At 74.4% G+C, this 17,093-nt stretch carries 19 protein-coding genes; 7 read left to right on the top strand and 12 right to left on the bottom strand.

From position 1 onward, the window contains the following. Nucleotides 1-39 precede the first annotated feature (39 nt). The gene (locus tag SMD11_RS11825) at nucleotides 40-834 is read right to left on the bottom strand and encodes a zf-HC2 domain-containing protein (protein WP_087926423.1); all 795 of its coding nucleotides are present in this window, start codon (nucleotides 832-834) and stop codon (nucleotides 40-42) included. After that, nucleotides 831-1,607: an RNA polymerase sigma factor SigE gene (gene sigE / locus SMD11_RS11830; protein ID WP_087930436.1), complete on the bottom strand. Its 777-nt coding sequence runs from the start codon at nucleotides 1,605-1,607 to the stop codon at nucleotides 831-833. Before sigE ends, SMD11_RS11825 begins: the two co-directional genes overlap by 4 nt. A gap of 180 nt (nucleotides 1,608-1,787) precedes the next feature. On the opposite strand from sigE, the gene SMD11_RS11835 reads away from it, so the two are divergent. Continuing rightward, complete coding sequence (locus tag SMD11_RS11835) at nucleotides 1,788-2,471, top strand: O-methyltransferase (protein ID WP_087930437.1); 684 nt, start codon at nucleotides 1,788-1,790, stop codon at nucleotides 2,469-2,471. A 115-nt stretch (nucleotides 2,472-2,586) separates the two neighbouring features. Here SMD11_RS11835 and SMD11_RS11840 read toward each other — a convergent pair whose 3' ends face one another. Next, nucleotides 2,587-2,754, bottom strand: coding sequence for a DUF3117 domain-containing protein (locus SMD11_RS11840; RefSeq protein ID WP_009997451.1), 168 nt, complete (start codon nucleotides 2,752-2,754; stop codon nucleotides 2,587-2,589). Between the two features lie 396 nt (nucleotides 2,755-3,150). On the opposite strand from SMD11_RS11840, the gene SMD11_RS11845 reads away from it, so the two are divergent. After that, nucleotides 3,151-3,933, top strand: a complete 783-nt coding sequence (locus SMD11_RS11845; RefSeq protein ID WP_087926425.1) for an enoyl-CoA hydratase/isomerase family protein — start codon at nucleotides 3,151-3,153, stop codon at nucleotides 3,931-3,933. A 45-nt stretch (nucleotides 3,934-3,978) separates the two neighbouring features. On the opposite strand, the gene SMD11_RS11850 is transcribed toward SMD11_RS11845, so the two are convergent. Together SMD11_RS11850 and SMD11_RS11855 are read right to left on the bottom strand one after the other, a co-directional pair. Further along, a complete protein-coding gene (locus tag SMD11_RS11850; protein WP_087926426.1) occupies nucleotides 3,979-4,563 on the bottom strand; it encodes a DNA-3-methyladenine glycosylase I in 585 nt (194 codons plus the stop codon). Then, complete coding sequence (locus SMD11_RS11855) at nucleotides 4,560-4,997, bottom strand: DivIVA domain-containing protein (RefSeq protein WP_087930438.1); 438 nt, start codon at nucleotides 4,995-4,997, stop codon at nucleotides 4,560-4,562. The genes SMD11_RS11850 and SMD11_RS11855 overlap by 4 nt, the downstream gene beginning before the upstream one ends. A 138-nt stretch (nucleotides 4,998-5,135) precedes the next feature. Here SMD11_RS11855 and folP point away from each other — a divergent pair, with 138 nt between their 5' ends. Continuing rightward, nucleotides 5,136-5,996: a dihydropteroate synthase gene (folP, locus tag SMD11_RS11860; protein WP_087926427.1), complete on the top strand. Its 861-nt coding sequence runs from the start codon at nucleotides 5,136-5,138 to the stop codon at nucleotides 5,994-5,996. A 131-nt stretch (nucleotides 5,997-6,127) separates the two neighbouring features. Here the strand turns inward: folP and SMD11_RS11865 are convergent, their stop codons facing one another. After that, nucleotides 6,128-6,805: a TIGR00730 family Rossman fold protein gene (locus SMD11_RS11865; RefSeq protein WP_324614726.1), complete on the bottom strand. Its 678-nt coding sequence runs from the start codon at nucleotides 6,803-6,805 to the stop codon at nucleotides 6,128-6,130. 138 nt (nucleotides 6,806-6,943) lie between these two features. Next, nucleotides 6,944-8,023 carry a succinyl-diaminopimelate desuccinylase gene (dapE, locus tag SMD11_RS11870; RefSeq protein WP_087926429.1) on the bottom strand — a complete coding sequence of 360 codons (1,080 nt, stop codon included), beginning with the start codon at nucleotides 8,021-8,023 and terminating at the stop codon, nucleotides 6,944-6,946. A 159-nt stretch (nucleotides 8,024-8,182) separates the two neighbouring features. On the opposite strand from dapE, the gene SMD11_RS11875 reads away from it, so the two are divergent. Beyond that, nucleotides 8,183-9,118 (top strand): hypothetical protein, encoded by a 936-nt coding sequence (locus SMD11_RS11875; RefSeq protein WP_087926430.1) that lies wholly within the window; start codon nucleotides 8,183-8,185, stop codon nucleotides 9,116-9,118. A 298-nt stretch (nucleotides 9,119-9,416) separates the two neighbouring features. Continuing rightward, nucleotides 9,417-9,833, top strand: a complete 417-nt coding sequence (locus SMD11_RS11880) for an ATP-binding protein (protein WP_087926431.1) — start codon at nucleotides 9,417-9,419, stop codon at nucleotides 9,831-9,833. Between the two features lie 94 nt (nucleotides 9,834-9,927). On the opposite strand, the gene dapC is transcribed toward SMD11_RS11880, so the two are convergent. Continuing rightward, complete coding sequence (dapC, locus tag SMD11_RS11885; RefSeq protein WP_087926432.1) at nucleotides 9,928-11,025, bottom strand: succinyldiaminopimelate transaminase; 1,098 nt, start codon at nucleotides 11,023-11,025, stop codon at nucleotides 9,928-9,930. 139 nt (nucleotides 11,026-11,164) lie between these two features. Then, nucleotides 11,165-11,494 carry a ferredoxin gene (gene fdxA / locus SMD11_RS11890; RefSeq protein ID WP_087926433.1) on the bottom strand — a complete coding sequence of 110 codons (330 nt, stop codon included), beginning with the start codon at nucleotides 11,492-11,494 and terminating at the stop codon, nucleotides 11,165-11,167. A 114-nt stretch (nucleotides 11,495-11,608) separates the two neighbouring features. On the opposite strand from fdxA, the gene SMD11_RS11895 reads away from it, so the two are divergent. Further along, nucleotides 11,609-12,616 carry a GNAT family N-acetyltransferase gene (locus SMD11_RS11895; protein ID WP_087926434.1) on the top strand — a complete coding sequence of 336 codons (1,008 nt, stop codon included), beginning with the start codon at nucleotides 11,609-11,611 and terminating at the stop codon, nucleotides 12,614-12,616. Nucleotides 12,617-12,709: 93 nt separating this feature from the next. Beyond that, the gene (locus SMD11_RS11900) at nucleotides 12,710-13,546 is read left to right on the top strand and encodes a transglutaminase-like domain-containing protein (protein WP_087926435.1); all 837 of its coding nucleotides are present in this window, start codon (nucleotides 12,710-12,712) and stop codon (nucleotides 13,544-13,546) included. Between the two features lie 23 nt (nucleotides 13,547-13,569). Here SMD11_RS11900 and SMD11_RS11905 read toward each other — a convergent pair whose 3' ends face one another. The 3 genes from SMD11_RS11905 to SMD11_RS11915 all read right to left on the bottom strand — a co-directional run bounded on the left by SMD11_RS11905 (nucleotide 13,570) and on the right by SMD11_RS11915 (nucleotide 17,037). Continuing rightward, a complete protein-coding gene (locus tag SMD11_RS11905) occupies nucleotides 13,570-14,709 on the bottom strand; it encodes a PP2C family protein-serine/threonine phosphatase (protein WP_087926436.1) in 1,140 nt (379 codons plus the stop codon). Between the two features lie 187 nt (nucleotides 14,710-14,896). Next, complete coding sequence (locus tag SMD11_RS11910) at nucleotides 14,897-15,544, bottom strand: response regulator transcription factor (RefSeq protein WP_087930439.1); 648 nt, start codon at nucleotides 15,542-15,544, stop codon at nucleotides 14,897-14,899. 221 nt (nucleotides 15,545-15,765) lie between these two features. Continuing rightward, a complete protein-coding gene (locus SMD11_RS11915) occupies nucleotides 15,766-17,037 on the bottom strand; it encodes a sensor histidine kinase (protein WP_199843855.1) in 1,272 nt (423 codons plus the stop codon). Nucleotides 17,038-17,093: the final 56 nt, after the last annotated feature.

The following is a 17,093-nucleotide window of genomic DNA, read 5'->3' on the forward strand; positions in this document are numbered from 1 at the left end:
CGGCCCACCTGGAATTCAACCAGGTCCCCGCGGGCGGTGTCAGCGCGCGCTGTCGCCCGTGGGCCCGCCGGAGCCGGGGAGGGCCGCGCGGGCCAGTGGCGGCAGCGGTGCGGCGGTGGAGGGGCGTAGCAGCGGGGCGCCGGGGGGCGTGGGGGCACCGGGCGCGGCCGGCGCGGGCCGGGTCGCGGCGGTGAAGCCCAGCGGCAGGAGCCGGCCGTCGTCGCGGACGCCGCCGGTGGTGCGGGCGAGCGGGGTGGCGGTGGCACGGGGGTCCTCGGCGCGCGCGCCGGGGGCCTCGGCGACGGAGGCCAGCGGCTGCGCGCCGCCGAGCGCGAACGCGGCGAGCGAGACCGCGCCGGCCGCCGCGAAGGCGAAGCGGCGGCTCCGGGAGCCGCGCGAGGCGTCCGGGACCGCGTGGACACGGAAGCCGCGGTCGCGGTGGGAGCGGTCACGGTGGGGCGCGACGGCGGCCGGGATCAAGGAGAAGGACTCGCCGAAGGCGTTCCCTCCCGGCCTTCCGGGACCCCTTGAGGCGTCCCACCGCCCGTCCGCGTCCACCGCGCCGGTGCGGCCCTCGGGGTCGCCCTCCAGGCCGGTGCCGGGCAGGCTCTGGAGCCGGGCGAGGAACCCCTCGGAGAGCGGTGGGGGCGCCGCCTCGGCGAACACGCTTTTGAGCCGGCGCTGAGCGTCGGCTTCCGCTTTGCACTTACAACAGGTCGCCAGGTGCGCCAGCACCCGCTCCCGAGTGTCGTGTCCCAACTCCCCGTCGACCAGGGCCGCGAGGCGGTCGCCGAGATGCAGCTCGGCGGGGGACTGACCGCCTGAACCGGTCACGCGATCCCTACCTCCCCACCCAGCGGGACACCGGAACCCACCCCGGCCACCGCACGCTGCTCGGCCCGGGCGGCGGGCGAGCGGTGCTGGAGCGCCTTGCGCAGGTGGGAGCGGCCCCGGTGGATCCGGCTGCGCACGGTGCCCAGCTTCACGCCGAGCGTCGCGGCGATCTCCTCGTAGGAGAGGCCCTCGATGTCGCACAGGACCACGGCGGCGCGGAACTCCGGGGCGAGCGTGTCCAGCGCCTGCTGGACGTCCGCGTCGAAGTGGGTGTCGTTGAAGTGCTGCTGGGGAGAGGGCTCACGGCTGGGGAGCCGCTCGGCGGCGTCCTCGCCCAGGGCGTCGAAGCGGATGCGCTGGCGGCGCCGGACCATGTCCAGGAAGAGATTGGTGGTGATGCGGTGCAGCCACCCCTCGAAGGTCCCCGGGGTGTACGTGGACAGCGAGCGGAAGACGCGCACGAACACCTCCTGCGTGAGGTCCTCGGCGTCGTGCTGATTGCCGGTGAGGCGGTAAGCCAGTCGGTAGACCCGTGCACTGTGCGTGCTGACGATCTCCTCCCAGGTGGGAGGGGTCCACGCCTGCGAATCCGCATGGGTGGCGAAAGTCGCGGTCTGTGCGGAGTCGGCGGTGCGGGAACGGTCAGCGGTCTTGGTCACGGATTTCGGCTCGCCGGGGGACCTGCGAAAGCGCCTGTGCACTCTCCGACGGTCTCCGGCCGCAGCCGCACCTCCCCTGTCGGCTCTGGTGGTGTCCAGTAGAGCCCCTACCATATCCATCCCGCCCGTTAGCTCCGGATAAGGAATTTTGACCTGCATTTGGTCTTGGCCACCCTTCGATGACCTCCCCGGCCGCCCCGGCCCTCCCTCCGATCCCCCGGCGTCGCGCACGGCCGCTCCGCCGTCGCCCTTCGTCACTCCTCCAACGCGCGGTCCCATCTGCGGGTTCCCGTGATCAGCGGATACAGTCACGGTTGCGGACCACGGGGACAGGAGAGGGCCATTACCGGCAACCGGCAGACGAGCTGGGCGTTCGCCGACGCGTTCGTCGCCGAGGACGAGGCGCTGCGGTGGGCCCGGGACCGGGCCCACGAGGCGGGGCTGCGCTCGGTGGCGTCCGGCACCGGCGCTGCGCTGCGCCTGCTCGCCGCGGCGGTGGGCGCGAAGGCGGTCGCCGAGATCGGCACCGGCACCGGCGTCTCCGGCATCCACCTCCTGCACGGCATGCGCCCCGACGGCGTGCTGACCACGGTGGACAGCGACCCGGAGTGCCAGCAGTTCGCCCGGCAGGCGTTCCGCGCCGCGGGCTTCGCGGGTAACCGGGCGCGCTTCATCCCCGGCCGCGCCCTGGAGGTGCTGCCGCGCCTCGCCGACGGCGGATACGACCTGGTGTTCTGCGACGGCGACCGGCTGGAGTCCCTGGACTATCTAGCCGAATCGTTGCGCCTGCTGCGGCCGGGCGGACTCGTCTGCTTCGAGGGCGTCTTCGCGGACGGCCGGACGGTGGACTCCGCCGTGCAGCCCGCCGAGGTGCAGCGGGTGCGCGAGCTGCTGCGCGCGGTCCGGGAGTCCACGGTGCTGGTGCCCTCGCTGCTGCCGGTCGGCGACGGGCTGCTGTGCGCGGCCCGGCGCGGCTGACCCGCGGCCGCGGGAGCGCCCGGAACCGGGAGCGGAACCGGCGCCGGACACGACTCTGCCCCGGAGCCGGCGGCGGCCGGCTGCCGGGGCAGCGAAAGAATTGCGGGCCGGTGCGTCAGCCGACAACCTTCTTCAGGGCGTCTCCGAGGGCCTCGGCCTCATCGGGTGTCAGCTCGACGACGAGACGACCGCCGCCCTCGAGCGGAACCCGCATGACGATGCCCCGCCCCTCCTTGGTCACCTCGAGCGGGCCATCGCCCGTCCGCGGCTTCATGGCCGCCATGCTCGTTCCCCTTCCTGAAACCAGCTCATCGTCAGCCGACGGTTCCCTGGCAGGGCTCCGCGTCACCGGCATCGAACACATTGCTTCCAGGCCATTATCCCGCATCGCGTGACCCGATGACCAACATCGGTCCGCATCCCTTCGGCAAGGCGATCACACAAAACCACCCAATTCGGCGATCGGGCTGCGATACTGCGCCACCCCCGCACCAGCGCGGGGGCGGAATTCTTTGACGCAGGTCACATATCGGCGACGGATGATCTCCGGCATGCTGAGCGACGGCAGCCGCCGGTCCAGCGCCGGCGCACCACCGGGCCCCGACGGGCGCGCGGTCGCAGGCGACGGCACGCGGCGGGCGGGGCCGGTGACGGTACCGAGAGGGAGGGAACAGCACCCATGGCCGACGCCGTGCTGTACGACATCACCGACGGGCTCGCGACGATCACGCTCAACCGCCCCGACGCGATGAACGCGCTGAACATCGAGGCGAAGGTCGCCCTCCGCGACGCCCTCCGGGAGGCGGGCGCCGACCCGGCCGTCCGCGCCGTCCTGCTGACCGCGACCGGCCGCGCCTTCTGCGTCGGGCAGGACCTCAAGGAGCACGTGGGGCTGCTGGCGGCCGGCGATGTGATGAGCACCGTGGAGGAGCACTACAACCCGATCGTCACGGCGATCACCGAGATGCCGAAGCCGGTCGTCGCCGGGGTCAACGGCGTCGCGGCGGGCGCCGGCGCGGGCTTCGCCTTCGCGGCGGACTACCGCGTGGTCGCCGAGGACGCGGCCTTCAACACCTCGTTCGCCGGGGTGGCGCTCACCGCCGACTCGGGCGTCTCCTGGACCCTCCCCCGGCTCATCGGCCGCAGCCGCGCCTCGGACCTGCTGCTGTTCCCGCGCAACGTGAGCGCGCGGGAGGCGTTCGAGCTGGGCATCGCCAACAAGCTCGTCCCGGCGGAGGAACTGGCCGCCGAGGCCGCGGCCGTGGCCCGCAAGCTGGCCGAGGGCCCCACGGCCGCCTACGCGGCGATCAAGGAGTCGCTGTCCTACGCGGCGGACCACTCGCTCCCCGAGGCCCTGGCCAAGGAGAACGAACTCCAGTCGCGGGCCGGCGCCTCGGAGGACCACCGCATCGCGGTGGACGCCTTCCTGAAGAAGGAGCGGCCGCGGTACGTGGGCCGCTGACCGGCCCCGTGAGCGGGCGCGGCCGGCCACGGCCGCGCCCGGCCGCTACCGCGCGTGGCAGTCCGCCAGGTGGTCGTTCACCAGGCCGCAGGCCTGCATCAGCGCGTAGGCCGTGGTGGGACCGACGAAGCGGAAGCCGCGCTTCTTGAGGTCCTTGGCCAACGCTATGGACTCCGGGGTCGTCGCCGGGACGTCCGCCGCCGTGCGCGGGGCGCGGCGCCCGGCCGGGTCCGGGGCGTAGGACCAGATGAGGGCGTCCAGCTCGCCGGGGGCCCACTCCGCGGCCACCCGGGCGTTGCCGATCGCGGCGGTGATCTTCGCGCGGTTGCGGATGATGCCCGAGTCGGCCAGCAGCCGCTCGGCGTCCGCCTCCGTGAAGGCCGCCACCTTGGCCACGGAGAAGCCCGCGAACGCGGCGCGGAACCCCTCGCGGCGGCGCAGGATCGTCAGCCACGACAGGCCCGACTGGAACGCCTCCAGGCACATCCGCTCGTACAGCGCGTCGTCGCCGTGCACCGGGCGGCCCCACTCCGTGTCGTGGTAGACGCGGTAGTCCTCCCGGGACTCCGCCTCCAGGCCCCAGGGGCAGCGCGCCAGTCCGTCCGGCCCGGGTACCGCTCCGCCGCTCACGCGTCCGCTCCCTTGTCCCGCTCGCCCTGCTCCCCGTCGGCCGGGCGCTCGCCCGCCGTCCACTCCCCGACCGCCCGGCCACCGGTCGCCCGCTCACCGGGTGCGCGCTTGAGCAGCTCCGGGCCGCTCAGGGCCGCGGCCTGCGCGCCGGCGAGCGCCGCCTCCAGCTCGGCGATCCGGGCGTCGCGCTCGGCGAGCTCGGCGCCCAGCCGGTCCAGGGCGTCGTCGGTCTCGGCCATGCGGTAGCCCCGCAGCGCGACGGGCAGCCGCAGCGCGTCGACGTCGGCGCGGCCCATGGGCCGGTCGGCGGGCAGCGGCCAGACGATCCGGTCCGGCGCGGCCTCGGTCAGCGGGGCCCCGCCCCCGCCGCCCGCGACGAAGAGCGTGACCGCGGCGACCACCACGACCAGCGCGATGAGCAAGAACCAGAACACGACCAACTCCCAGGTGCGTCCGCCGCCCGCTGCGCCGGACTTCCGTCGGTGAGCGGACTGCCAATCCGTCCTCCCCGATCGTGCCATGCCGCACTGACGGTTAAGGTCGCTGGCGGACCACGGAGAAGGAGTACGGAAATGCTGCGGCTGGGACGACGCGAGTTCGACGAGCACGAACCGGTGATCATGGCGATCGTCAACCGGACGCCGGACTCCTTCTACGACCAGGGGTCGACCTTCCGGGACGAGCCCGCGCTGGCCCGGGTGGAGCAGGCCGTGGCGGAGGGCGCCGCCATCATCGACATCGGCGGGGTGAAGGCCGGCCCCGGCGAGGAGGTCACGGCCGAGGAGGAGGCGCGGCGCACGGTCGGCTTCGTGGCCGAGGTCCGCCGCCGCCACCCGGACGTGGTGATCAGCGTCGACACCTGGCGGCACGACGTGGGCGAGGCCGTCTGCGAGGCGGGCGCCGACGTCCTCAACGACGCGTGGGGCGGGGTCGACCCCAAGCTGGCGGAGGTCGCGGCCCGTTACGACGTGGGCCTGGTGTGCACCCACGCGGGCGGCGTCGAGCCGCGCACCCGGCCGCACCGGACCGAGTACGACGACGTGATGGCGGACATCCTGCGGGTGACGCTCGGGCTGGCCGAGCGGGCCGCCGCGCTCGGCGTCCGGCGCGACCGGATCATGATCGACCCCGGCCACGACTTCGGGAAGAACACCCGGCACTCGCTGGAGGCCACCCGGCGCCTCGGTGAGATGGCGGCGACGGGCTGGCCCGTCCTGGTCTCGCTGTCGAACAAGGACTTCGTCGGCGAGACGCTCGACAAGCCGGTGAAGGAGCGGGTGCTGGGCACCCTCGCGACGACGGCCGTCTCGGCGTGGCTGGGCGCGCGGGTGTACCGGGTGCACGAGGTCGCGGAGACGAAGCAGGTGCTGGACATGGTGGCGTCGATCGCCGGCCACCGGGCACCCGCGGTGGCCCGCCGGGGGCTCGCCTAGACCCGTCGGGGCTCCGCCCCGGGCGCCCCGCTCCCCGCGCGGTGTCCTCAATCGCCGGACGGGCCGGATTCCCGTCGCGTCGGGCCGAGAGCGCGCCCGTCCGGTGGTTGAGGTCCTCGGCCCGGGCGCCCTTACGCCCCGGCCTCCTTCGTCACCAGGCCGATCGCCTCGTCGACGTCGTCCGTGATGTGGAAGAGGTGCAGGTCGTGCGGGCCCGCCTTGCCCTCGGCGATCAGGGTGTCCCGCACCCAGTCGACCAGGCCCCGCCAGTACGCGCTGCCGAACAGCACGATCGGGAAGCGGGTGACCTTCTTGGTCTGGACGAGCGTCAGCGCCTCGAACAGCTCGTCCAGCGTGCCGAGTCCGCCCGGCAGCACCACGAACCCGCTCGCGTACTTCACGAACATCGTCTTCCGCACGAAGAAGTAGCGGAAGTCCACACCGAGATTGACGTACGGGTTGAGCCCCTGTTCGAAGGGCAGCTCGATGCCGAGGCCGACCGAGACGCCGCCCGCCTCCATCGCGCCGCGGTTCGCGGCCTCCATCGCGCCGGGCCCGCCGCCGGTGATGACGGCGAAGCCGGCCTCCACCAGGCCGCGCCCGATGGCCACGCCGGCCTCGTACTCCGCCGAGTCCCGGGGCGTGCGGGCCGAGCCGAAGACGCTGATGGCGGGCGGCAGTTCGGCGAGCGCGCCGAAGCCCTCGACGAACTCCGACTGGATGCGCATCACCCGGAAGGGGTCCTCGTGCACCCAGTCCGCGGTCCCTCTGGTGTCCAGCAGATGCTGGTCGGTGGTGCCCTGCTGCATCTGGCCGTGCCGGCGGACGACCGGGCCCCGCCGCTGCTCCCGCTGCGTGCGGGTCCCTCGGGATTTGCCATTCCGCGCTCCCTCCGCTGAGATCGTTGCTGTTCAGCGTAGGCCCACCGAACGGCCTGTCGGGGCTGGTCAGCCGGTGAGCCAGGTGCGCAGGCGCTCCTCACAGTCGGTGATCAGCGAGGCGCGCACGCGTTCGTCGCGCTTGTGGGCGAGCAGCGGGTCGCCCGGCCCGTAGTTGACCGCAGGGACGCCGAGGGCGCTGAAGCGCGAGACGTCCGTCCAGCCGAACTTCGGCTTCGGGACGGCGCCGACGGCCTCGATGAAGGCGGCCGCGGCCGGGTGGGAGAGGCCGGGCAGCGCGCCGGGCGAGTGGTCGTCGACGACGAACTCGGCCACCCCGCAGTCCGCGAAGACCTCCTGGACGTGGGCCAGCGCCTCCGCCTCGGTGCGGTCCGGCGCGTAGCGGAAGTTCACGGTGACGGTGCAGGCGTCGGGGATGACGTTGCCCGCGACGCCGCCCTCGATCCGGACGGCGTTGAGCCCCTCGTGGTACTCCAGGCCGTCGATGACGGGCCGGCGCGGCTCGTAGGCGGCGAGCTTCGCGAGGACCGGCGCGACGCCGTGGATCGCGTTGCTGCCCATCCAGGAGCGTGCCGAGTGGGCGCGCTCGCCCTCGGTGCGCAGCAGCACCCGCAGGGTGCCCTGGCAGCCGCCCTCGACCTGGGCGTCGGTGGGTTCGAGCAGGACGGCGAAGTCCGCGGTGAGCCAGTCGGGGTGGGCGTCGGCGACGTGGCCGAGGCCGTTGAGGTGGGCGGCGACCTCTTCGTTGTCGTAGAAGACGAAGGTCAGGTCGCGGTTGGGGGCGGGCACGGTCGCGGCGACGCGCAGCTGCACGGCGACGCCGGACTTCATGTCGCTGGTGCCGCAGCCCCAGAGGAAACCGTCCTCGTCCAGCCGGGAGGGGACGTTGCCGGCGATGGGGACGGTGTCGATGTGGCCCGCGAGGACGACGCGCTCGGCGCGGCCCAGGTTCGTCCGGGCCACGACGTTGTTGCCGTGGCGGTCGACCGTCAGGTGCGGGAGGGCGCGCAGGGCGCGCTCGATGGCGTCGGCGAGCGGCTTCTCGTTCCCGCTCTCGGACGGGAAGTCGACGAGCCGGGCGGTGAGTGCGGCGGCGTCGAGGGACAGGTCGAGTGCGGCGTCATCCATAGCGGCGACTCTAACCCGGCGGGGCGGACACGGGCCGGGCCGGACGGAGGCGGGGCCTCCGCGAGCGGGCGCGGGCGCGCGTACGGGCGTGGGCGGGAGCGGGCAGCGCGCCGGGTCGGCCCCCGTTGATCGGCCCGTCTCTCCAGTAACGTGGGCCCCATGTCCGGGATCTCCGTCACTCGCCGTGGCCGTCTGCTGCGCATCGTGGCCGCCTGTGCCGTGCTGCTGGCGCTGATCGGTTACGGGGTGGCCCAGCTGGTGACGGGCGGCCCCGGGGCGCCGCGCTGCACGGTGCGGGCCAACGGTGAGTCGTACTCCCTCTCCCCCGAGCAGGCGGTGAACGCCGCCACGATCTCGGCCGTGGGATCGGCGCGCGGGCTGCCCGAGCGGGCGGTGACGATCGCGCTGGCCACGGCCATGCAGGAGTCGGGGCTGCGCAACATCCACCACGGCGACCGCGATTCGCTCGGCCTGTTCCAGCAGCGGCCGACGCAGGGCTGGGGCAGCGCGGCACAGATCACCGATCCGGTGTACGCGGCGGGGAAGTTCTACGACCACCTGGTGGAGGTGCCGGGCTATTCGCGGCTGCCGCTGACGGTGGCGGCGCAGAAGGTGCAGCGCAGCGGCTTCCCGCAGGCGTACGCGAAGCACGAGCCGGACGCGTCGCTGCTGGCGTCGGGGCTGACCGGCCGGGCGACGGCCGCGTTCAGCTGCACGACGAGCCCGGGTGACGGCAAGCCGGGCGATCCCTCGGCGGTCCGGGCGAAGCTGCGGCGCGAGTTCGGCGACACGGTCACCCCGACGGTGGCCGACGGCCGGGGCGGCGCGGGCGCGGGCGCGACGGCCGGTGCCGCGGCGCGGACCGTGACCGTGCCGGCGCGGGGGACGGGGACGGACGGCGGCCCGGAGCGGCAGGGCTGGCAGCTGGCGTCCTGGGCGGTGGCGCACGCGGCCGAACTGCGGATCTCGCGCGTCTCCTTCGACGGCCGGGTGTGGACCGCGGCGGACTCCGGGGACGGCTGGCGGCGGTCCGAGGACGCGCCGGACGGGCCCGGAGGGACTGCGGACCGGGTGTCCGTCACCACTGTTCAGTAGTGCGAGGTTCCCCCCGAAAGAGGTATGCGGACCGCGTGCATGGGCCGCGGCGGAGAGGGAATACGCCACGTCCGGGCGGTGTCGGCACACAGCCCCGGATCCCTTGCGAATAAAGGCTTGTAAGCCTTTCAAAGCCTTCTTGCGGTTGTCGTATTTGCCCAGGTTTTCGGGAAACCGATAATGCGACGCATTGCCAACTCTTTACCTTGGCCCACCGCAACCTTCACGGGGCTCACGCGGTAGTCACTGCGTCCGATCGCCGGACAGCCAACGTCCTCAACTCCGCTGAAGGAGCATCATGTCCCTCCCCCTTTCGCGTCGGATCGCCCGCGTCGCGCTGCTGGTAGCCGCTGGTGCGGGCTCCGTCGCCGGCGCGGCCGGCGCCGCGAACGCCGCGGACCTGAAGGCCCCCGAGCTGGCCAACGGGATCACCGCGGTCGACGGAGCGAACCTGGGCAAGAACATCGACGCCGCTTCGCACCAGGCCGGGACCGTGACGACCCACGTCGGCCACGCCGCCATCGACACCACCGTGCCCGCCGCCACGGACACCGTGGGCAAGGCCGCCAAGACCGGCGCCCCGGCCGCCCAGAAGGTCGCGGGCGACCTCGGCGGCTCCACGGCCGGCCTCGTCGGCACCGCGGCGCAGACCGCGACCAAGGGCGGCGGCGTCACCAAGAACCTGCCGGTCGGCAACCTGCCGATCGGCGGCTGAGCGAGGCCGTCCGACGGTCTCACGCAGCCCAGCGCGAGAGGGCCCGGGAGTTCATCTCCCGGGCCCTCTCGCGTGTCCCGCCGGCGGCGTACGGCTACTCGGCCAGACGGCGGACCGCGGCCTCCACACGCTCGTCGGTCGCGGTGAAGGCGATGCGGACGAACCGCTCCCCCGCCACGCCGTAGAAGTCCCCCGGCGCGACGAGGATGCCGCGCTTCGACAGATCGGCGACGGTGTCCCAGCAGGGCTCGTCGCGCGTGGCCCAGAGGTACAGCGACGCCTCGCTGTGCTCGATCCGGAAGCCCGCGCCCTCGAACGCGGCACGCAGCGCGGCCCGGCGGCGGGCGTAGCGCTCCCGCTGCTCGGCGACGTGCGCGGTGTCCCCGAGGGCCGCGACGGTGGCGGCCTGCACGGGCGCGGCGACCATCATGCCGCCGTGCTTGCGGATCTGGAGCAGCTCACCGAGGACGGCGGCGTCACCGGCGAGGAAGGCGGCGCGGTAGCCGGCCAGGTTGGAGCGCTTGGAGAGCGAGTGGACGGCGACGATGCCCTCGTACGAGCCGCCGCAGACGTCCGGGTGCAGGACGGAGACGGGCTCGGCCTCCCAGCCCAGCTCCAGGTAGCACTCGTCGCTGAAGACCAGCACGCCGTGGGCGCGGGCCCACTCGACCGCGCGCCGCAGCTCGTCCTTGCCGAGCACCCGGCCGGTCGGGTTGGACGGGGAGTTGAGCCAGAGCAGCTTGAGGCCGGTGGGGTCGAGCTCGGTCGGGTCGTCGTAGACGACGGGCTCGGCGCCCGCGAGCCGCGCGCCGACCTCGTAGGTCGGGTAGGCGAGGCGAGGGTAGGCGACCTTGTCGCCGGCACCCAGGCCGAGCTGGGTCGGCAGCCAGGCCACCAGCTCCTTGGAGCCGACGATCGGCAGCACGTTGGTGTGCGCCAGGTCCCGGGCGCCCAGCCGGCGCTCCGCCCAGCCGGTCAGCGCGTCGCGCAGCGCGGCCGTGCCCCACACCGTGGGGTAGCCGGGGGTGTCGGCGGCGTCGGTGAGCGCCCGCTGGATCAGCGCGGGCACCGGGTCGACGGGGGTGCCGACCGAAAGGTCCACGATGCCGTCGGGGTGGGCCGCGGCCGTCGCCTTGTACGGGTCGAGTCGGTCCCAGGGGAAGGCGGGGAGACGGGAGGAGACTGCGCCCACGGTGCTCTCTCTTACTCGGTCGGTAGGTACGCGGTGGGTGCCCGGCGGTTCGGCGGTGACGAGCCGCCGGGCGGGGAAACGGCCGCGGCCCCGGACGGCTGGGACGCCGTACGGGGCCGCGGCGAAGCTGCGCCGGAGGTCAGTGCTCGCCCTCGGCCTGCGGCGGCAGCGCTGCGATGAAGGGGTGATCGCGCTCGATCAGGCCGAGCTTGGAGGCACCACCGGGCGAACCGAGCTCGTCGAAGAACTCGACGTTCGCCTTGTAGTAGTCCTTCCACTCCTCGGGGGTGTCGTCCTCGTAGAAGATGGCCTCGACCGGGCAGACCGGCTCACAGGCACCACAGTCGACGCATTCGTCCGGGTGGATGTACAAGGACCGGGAGCCCTCGTAGATGCAGTCGACGGGGCACTCCTCGATGCACGCCTTGTCCTTCACGTCGACACAAGGCTGCGCGATGACGTAGGTCACGCTGTCGTTCCTCCTCGGTAGGGCTCATCTCGCGCGGGAGCGCGGCGTCGTCGATGCCCACACCTAGTATCTCCGTTCCTGGGCACTTGACGAACAAGAGGAGCGAGGAGAGCTGTGGAATTCACCACGGGCGGACAGCTTGAAATCCGGATCAGTACCGCTGATGTGGGAAAAAGGGTATCCGTACGGCGCTTGACCGCTCCCGGGACGGCCTCCGAGCGCTTCACGGACACCGTCGGACTGCTCGACTCCTGGGAGGACGGTGTGCTCCGGATCACACGCCGTACTGGGGAAACCATCAGGATCGACGAGGCGACGCTGGTCGCCGGCAAGGTGGTCCCGGCCGCCCCCGCCCGGCGCCGGGGGCCCGCGACGAGCGCGCGCGAGCTCCAGGAGGTCGCGGCGCGCGGCTGGCCCGCCCGGGAGACCGGGCGGCTGGGCGACTGGACGCTGCGCGCGTCGGGCGGCTTCACCGCCCGCGCCAATTCCGTGCTGCCCCTCGGCGCCACCGGGATGCCGCTCTCGGCGGCCCTCGACCGGGTCCGCGAGTGGTACGGCGCGCGCGGCCTGCCCGCCCTGGTCCAGGTCGCCACCGGTGACCCGGACCAGGACGCGCGGCTGGACGCGGCGCTGGCGGAGCGCGGCTGGACCGACGAGCGCCACGCCCTGATACGGACCGCCGCCCTGGCCCCGCTCGCCGACACCGGCGCCGACACCGCCGGGGTGCTGCTCTCGCGGGAGCCGGACGAGGCGTGGCTGCGCGCGTACGGGCGGACGTCCGCCTCCGTCGCCGACGCCGTGGGCGTGCTGACGGGCGGGCCGTCGGTGTGGTTCGCGACCGTGCCGGGCGACGCGGACGGGGCGGAGCCGGCGGCCGTGGGCCGGTGCGTGGTCGACGGCCGGTGGGCGGGTTTCGCGGCCCTGGCCGTCGACCCCGGCGCGCGCAGGCGGGGGCTGGCCACCAAGGTCATGGCCCGGCTGGCGGAGCGGGCGCTCGACGAGGGGGCCTCGGCGGCGTACCTCCAGGTGGAGACGGACAACGGCGGTGCCGCGTCGCTCTACGACGGCCTGGGCTTCACCACTCACCACGCGTACCACTACCGTCGCGAGCCCCAGCCGTAGCCGCGGCCGTACGGTCCGCGGCCACGGTGGCGGCCGCATGATGGAAACCGGCGGTGGGCTTCCCCCAGCGCCCCGAGCGGGTACGAGGCACCTATGTACGACACCACTGGCCGGCGTCGGCGGTTCGCCGAGGCGGCCCGGGAGGAACGGCCCGACCTCGCGCTGCTCTGTCTGCTGATCGCGGCCGAGGCGGAGCCGGAGTCCGGCGAGGAGGCGGTCGACACCGCCCAGATCGAGCTGGACCGGCTCGCGGGGCTGCTGCCCGCGCTCGGCCGGCACGCCGGGCCGGGGCGGTGGGCGGAGGCGCTCGCCGAACTGCTCGGCGAGCGGTGCGGCTTCCACGGCTCCCCGGCCGACTACCGGCGGCTGGAGTCCTCGCTCCTGGGCGAGGTGCTGCGGCACCGGCGCGGGCTGCCGATCCTGCTGTCCGTGGTGTGGATGGAGGTCGCCCGGCGGGCCGGCGCGCCGGTGTACGGGGTGGCGCTGCCCGGCCACTTCGTCGTCGGCTTCGGCGACCCCCGTGGCGAGCACGTCCTCGCCGACCCCTTCGACGGCGGCCGGACGCTGTCCTACGAGGACGCCGGGCTGCTGGTCGCGGGGGCCACCGGGGCGCCCCTGTCACCGTCGATGTTCTCGCCCGCCGAGCCGCTGGAGATCGTGCTGCGGCTGCTGAACAACATCCGCGCCTGGGCGGCGGCCCGGCCCGAGCGCAGCGACGTCCAGCTGTGGGCCGTCGAGCTCTCGCTGCTGCTGCCCAGCCACCCGGCGCGGCTGCGCTACGAGCGCGCCGAGCTGCTCGTGGAGCGCGGTGACTTCGCGGGCGGCGCCCACGAGCTGGAGGCGTACGCGGAGGTCATCGACACTGTGGAGCCGGCCGCCGCCGAGTCCGTACGGCGGCAGGCGCGGGCGGCCCGGGCGATGCTGAACTGAGCGGTCCGGCCGTCGGCCGGGGCTCAGTCGCCCGCCACGGCGGCCGGCTGGGCGGGCAGGGTCCCGGGGCGGCCGCCGCAGGAGGCGACGTTCCGGACGATCAGGACGGCGGCGTCGTCCTTCAGCTCGCCGTCCGTGTAGCGCTCCAGGTCCGCGCGGAGCGCCTGGGCGAGCGCGCCGGGCCGCAGATGGGTCCGCCGGGCGAGGCGCTCGCGCAGGGGGTAGAAGCGGCCCTCGGCGTCGCGGGCCTCCGTGACGCCGTCCGTGCACAGCACGACCCACTCGTGCGGGTCGGGCGGCAGGTCGACGCCCCGGCGGGGCTCGCCGGTCAGCCCGCCGAGGCCCAGCGGCAGCCCGGAGCTGCCGGGGAGCCGCTCCTCGACGGCGCCGCCGCGCACCACGTAGTACGGGATGTGGCCGCAGGAGAGCACCCGGGTGCCGGCGGACGGTCCGCCGACCTCCAGCAGCAGCGCGGTGACGAAGCGCTCGTCGGTGCCGGTGAGGGACAGGGCGCGGTTGTGCCGGAGCAGCGCGCCCTCCATGTGCTCGGCGACGGCCTCCAGGCGGGCCTCGTGGTAGGCCGCCTCCCGGAAGGAGGTGAGCACGGCGTGCCCGGCGCCGATGGCGGGCATGCCCTTGCCCTGGACGTCGCCGATGAGGACGCGCTGGCCGTAGGGGCTCTCCACGACCTCGTAGATGTCACCGCCGACCCGGGCGCCCTCCTGGGCGGAGATGTAGAACCCGGCGACCCGCAGCGGCCCGGCGGTGATGGGCAGCTCGCGCAGCATGGTCCGCTGCACGGCGTCGGCGACCATCCGGGTGCGGTCGTACGCCGCCTCGCGCTCCAGCAGGGCCGCGCACAGGGCGACGGAGAAGCCGCCGACGAGCAGCGCGCCGAGGACGGCGACGAGGGCGCCGGCCGTGTCCCAGCCCGGGACGACCGTGCAGTGGACCGTCACCTGGGCGACGGCGAAGGCCGCCGCGACGACGACGGTCCGGCGGAAGGAGCAGAGCCGGGCGGCGATCAGCGGCATCACGCTCGCGACGAGGGCGAGGCGCAGCCGGACGCCCGTCAGGCAGTCGAGGGCGGCCAGCGCGGCGAGCGCGACGAGGAGGAGGACGGTGAGGAGACGGCCGCCGTCGGGCACACGTCCGACTTTCATGGCGGGGCTCCTTCCTGCCTCCGGGGGTGCACGGGTGGGACGTAGGGACCATACGACGGCCGTATGACGGCTGTGCGACAACCCACCGGATTCCATGATCGCGATTACCGCCGGCCGGCGGGCCTCGCCCCTCCCGGCACCCCGGCTCCCTTCCGGCCCCCGCGCGGTGTCCCCGGCGGACGTGCGGTCAGAGCCAGCCCTTGTCGCGGGCGATCCGCACCGCTTCCGCGCGGTTCCGCGCGCCCGTCTTCTGGATGGCCGTCGAGAGGTAGTTCCGCACGGTCCCGTGCGACAGGTGCAGGGCCGCCGCCAGCTCCGCGTTCGTCGACCCGTCGGCCGAGGCGGTGAGCACGGCCCGCTCCCGGTCCGTCAGCGGGTTGGCGCCTTCCGCGAGCGCGGCCGCGGCGAGCGTGGGGTCGATGACCCGCTCGCCGCGCAGCACCCGCCGCAGCGCGTCGGCGAGCTGGGCGGCGGGGGCGTCCTTGACCAGGAAGGCCTCCGCGCCCGACTCCATCGCCCGGCGCATGTAGCCCGGCCGCCCGAAGGTCGTCAGGATCACCAGCTTGAGCTCCGGCAGCTCCCGGCGGACCAGGGCGGCCGCGTCGAGCCCGGTCATGCCCGGCATCTCGATGTCGAGCAGCACGACGTCGACGTCGTGCGCGCGGGCCGCGGCCAGCACCTCGTCGCCCCGGGCGACCTGGGCGACGACCTCGATGTCGGGCTCCAGCCCGAGCAGGGCCGCCAGCGCCTCCCGGACCATGGACTGGTCCTCGGCGAGCAGGACGTTGATGGCACGTCGGCCGGCGGTGGGCGCGGAGCTGGGCTGATCGGTCACAGCGACAGCGTAGGCGGCGGGACGGGCCGGAGGCGCGGGCCGGTGGCACCGGGCCAGGAGGCGCCGGACCGGCAGCACGGAGCCGGCGGGGCGCGCCGGCAGCACGGAGCCGGCGGGGCGCGCCGGAAGTGCGGGCCGGTGGTGCCGGGCCGGTGGTGCCGGGCCGGTGGTGCCAGGCCGGTTCCGGCCGCCGGGGACCCCCGTCCCCCGGCGGCCGGAGCTCATGGGGCGCCGAGCGGCGCCGCCGGTCCGTCCTCGGGCACCCGCCGCCGCACCAGCGGTACGTACGCCCGCAGCCGGAAGCCGCCCCGCGGGCCCGGGCCCGTCTCCAGCCGGCCGTCGGCCAGGGCCAGCCGCTCGGCCAGGCCCGTCAGGCCGTTGCCGTGCGGGCGGGCGGGGCCGTGGCCGTCGTCGGTGACGGTCAGGCAGAGCTCGTCCCCCGCCTCGGAGAGCGACACCTCGCAGCGGCGCGCCCCGCTGTGCCGGACGACGTTCGTCACCGCCTCCCGCAGCGCCCACGCCAACGCGCCCTCCGCGTCGGGCGTCAGGCCGGCGAGCGGGGAGTCGCCCCCGTCGTCCTCGCCGGGGGCGCCGACGGCGACCCGGTCGAGGTCCGCGGTGACACCGGCGGCGGCCAGGGCCGTACGGGCCCCGGCGATCTCGGCGTCCAGGGTGGGACGGCGGAAGCCGCTCACCGCCTCCCGCACATCGACCAGGGCCTGCCGGCTGACCTGCTCGATGTCCGCGATCTGCCGGGCGGCCGCCTCGGGGCTGCCCGGCAGCATCCGCCCCGCCAGCTCGCTCTTGAGAGTGATCAGGGACAGCGAGTGGCCGAGGAGGTCGTGCAGATCGCGGGCGAGCCGCAGCCGTTCCTCGTTGGCGGCGAGGTGGGCGACCGTGGCCCGGGCCTCGCGCAGCGCGCGGGTCGTCCGCGCCATCTGACGCACCCCGACCATCGCGAAACCGCCCAGCAGCGACGGGAGCATCAGGGCCCACAGGAAGCTCCCCGCGCCCACGTTCACCCCGATGAGCACCAGGATCCCGGTGACCACCAGGATCAGGATCCGGGCCAGCCGCATCGGCAGGACCGCGCCGATCGCGACGCACACATAGACGAGCAGCACGAGCCAGGCGGAGCCCAGCGCCAGCGAGAGCACCGTCGCCGTCGTCAGCAGCGTGCCCAGGACGGCGAACACCCGCCGCCGCTCCAGCGGCCGCGAGGTGTGCCGGAAGACGAGGGCGAGGTAGACGCCCACGAAGGCCACCAGACCGAATCCGCCGAAGACGTCGACGCCGGCCGTGTGGTGGTCACCGAGGACGTCCTCGACCGGCGCGGCCAGGTAGGCGAACCAGATCCCGATCCACATCAGCTTGATCAGCTTGTGCCGGCGGGTCTCGGGCGGCTCCCCGATACGGACGCTGTCCGTGTCCAGGTCGTCGTCGGCCACGAGGGCGGCGTGCCACACCCCGCGGATGCGGTCACCTACGGACATCGTGCTCTCTCTCCTCCGGAATCCCCCTTCGCCCCTCGGGCCTCGGGTCTCGGGCC

Origin of the sequence: Streptomyces albireticuli (genome assembly GCF_002192455.1) — a bacterium.
GTDB lineage: Bacteria > Actinomycetota > Actinomycetes > Streptomycetales > Streptomycetaceae > Streptomyces > Streptomyces albireticuli_B.

Excerpts from the sequence above, each read along its gene's own strand:
- sigE (WP_087930436.1), bottom strand. The coding sequence starts at position 1,607 with ATGGTAGGGGCTCTACTGGACACCACCAGAGCCGACAGGGGAGGTGCG.
- SMD11_RS11840 (WP_009997451.1), bottom strand. The coding sequence starts at position 2,754 with ATGGCGGCCATGAAGCCGCGGACGGGCGATGGCCCGCTCGAGGTGACC.
- SMD11_RS11845 (WP_087926425.1), top strand. The coding sequence starts at position 3,151 with ATGGCCGACGCCGTGCTGTACGACATCACCGACGGGCTCGCGACGATC.
- folP (WP_087926427.1), top strand. The coding sequence starts at position 5,136 with ATGCTGCGGCTGGGACGACGCGAGTTCGACGAGCACGAACCGGTGATC.
- SMD11_RS11865 (WP_324614726.1), bottom strand. The coding sequence starts at position 6,805 with ATGCAGCAGGGCACCACCGACCAGCATCTGCTGGACACCAGAGGGACC.
- dapE (WP_087926429.1), bottom strand. The coding sequence starts at position 8,023 with ATGGATGACGCCGCACTCGACCTGTCCCTCGACGCCGCCGCACTCACC.
- SMD11_RS11875 (WP_087926430.1), top strand. The coding sequence starts at position 8,183 with ATGTCCGGGATCTCCGTCACTCGCCGTGGCCGTCTGCTGCGCATCGTG.
- SMD11_RS11880 (WP_087926431.1), top strand. The coding sequence starts at position 9,417 with ATGTCCCTCCCCCTTTCGCGTCGGATCGCCCGCGTCGCGCTGCTGGTA.
- SMD11_RS11900 (WP_087926435.1), top strand. The coding sequence starts at position 12,710 with ATGTACGACACCACTGGCCGGCGTCGGCGGTTCGCCGAGGCGGCCCGG.
- SMD11_RS11905 (WP_087926436.1), bottom strand. The coding sequence starts at position 14,709 with ATGAAAGTCGGACGTGTGCCCGACGGCGGCCGTCTCCTCACCGTCCTC.
- SMD11_RS11915 (WP_199843855.1), bottom strand. The coding sequence starts at position 17,037 with ATGTCCGTAGGTGACCGCATCCGCGGGGTGTGGCACGCCGCCCTCGTG.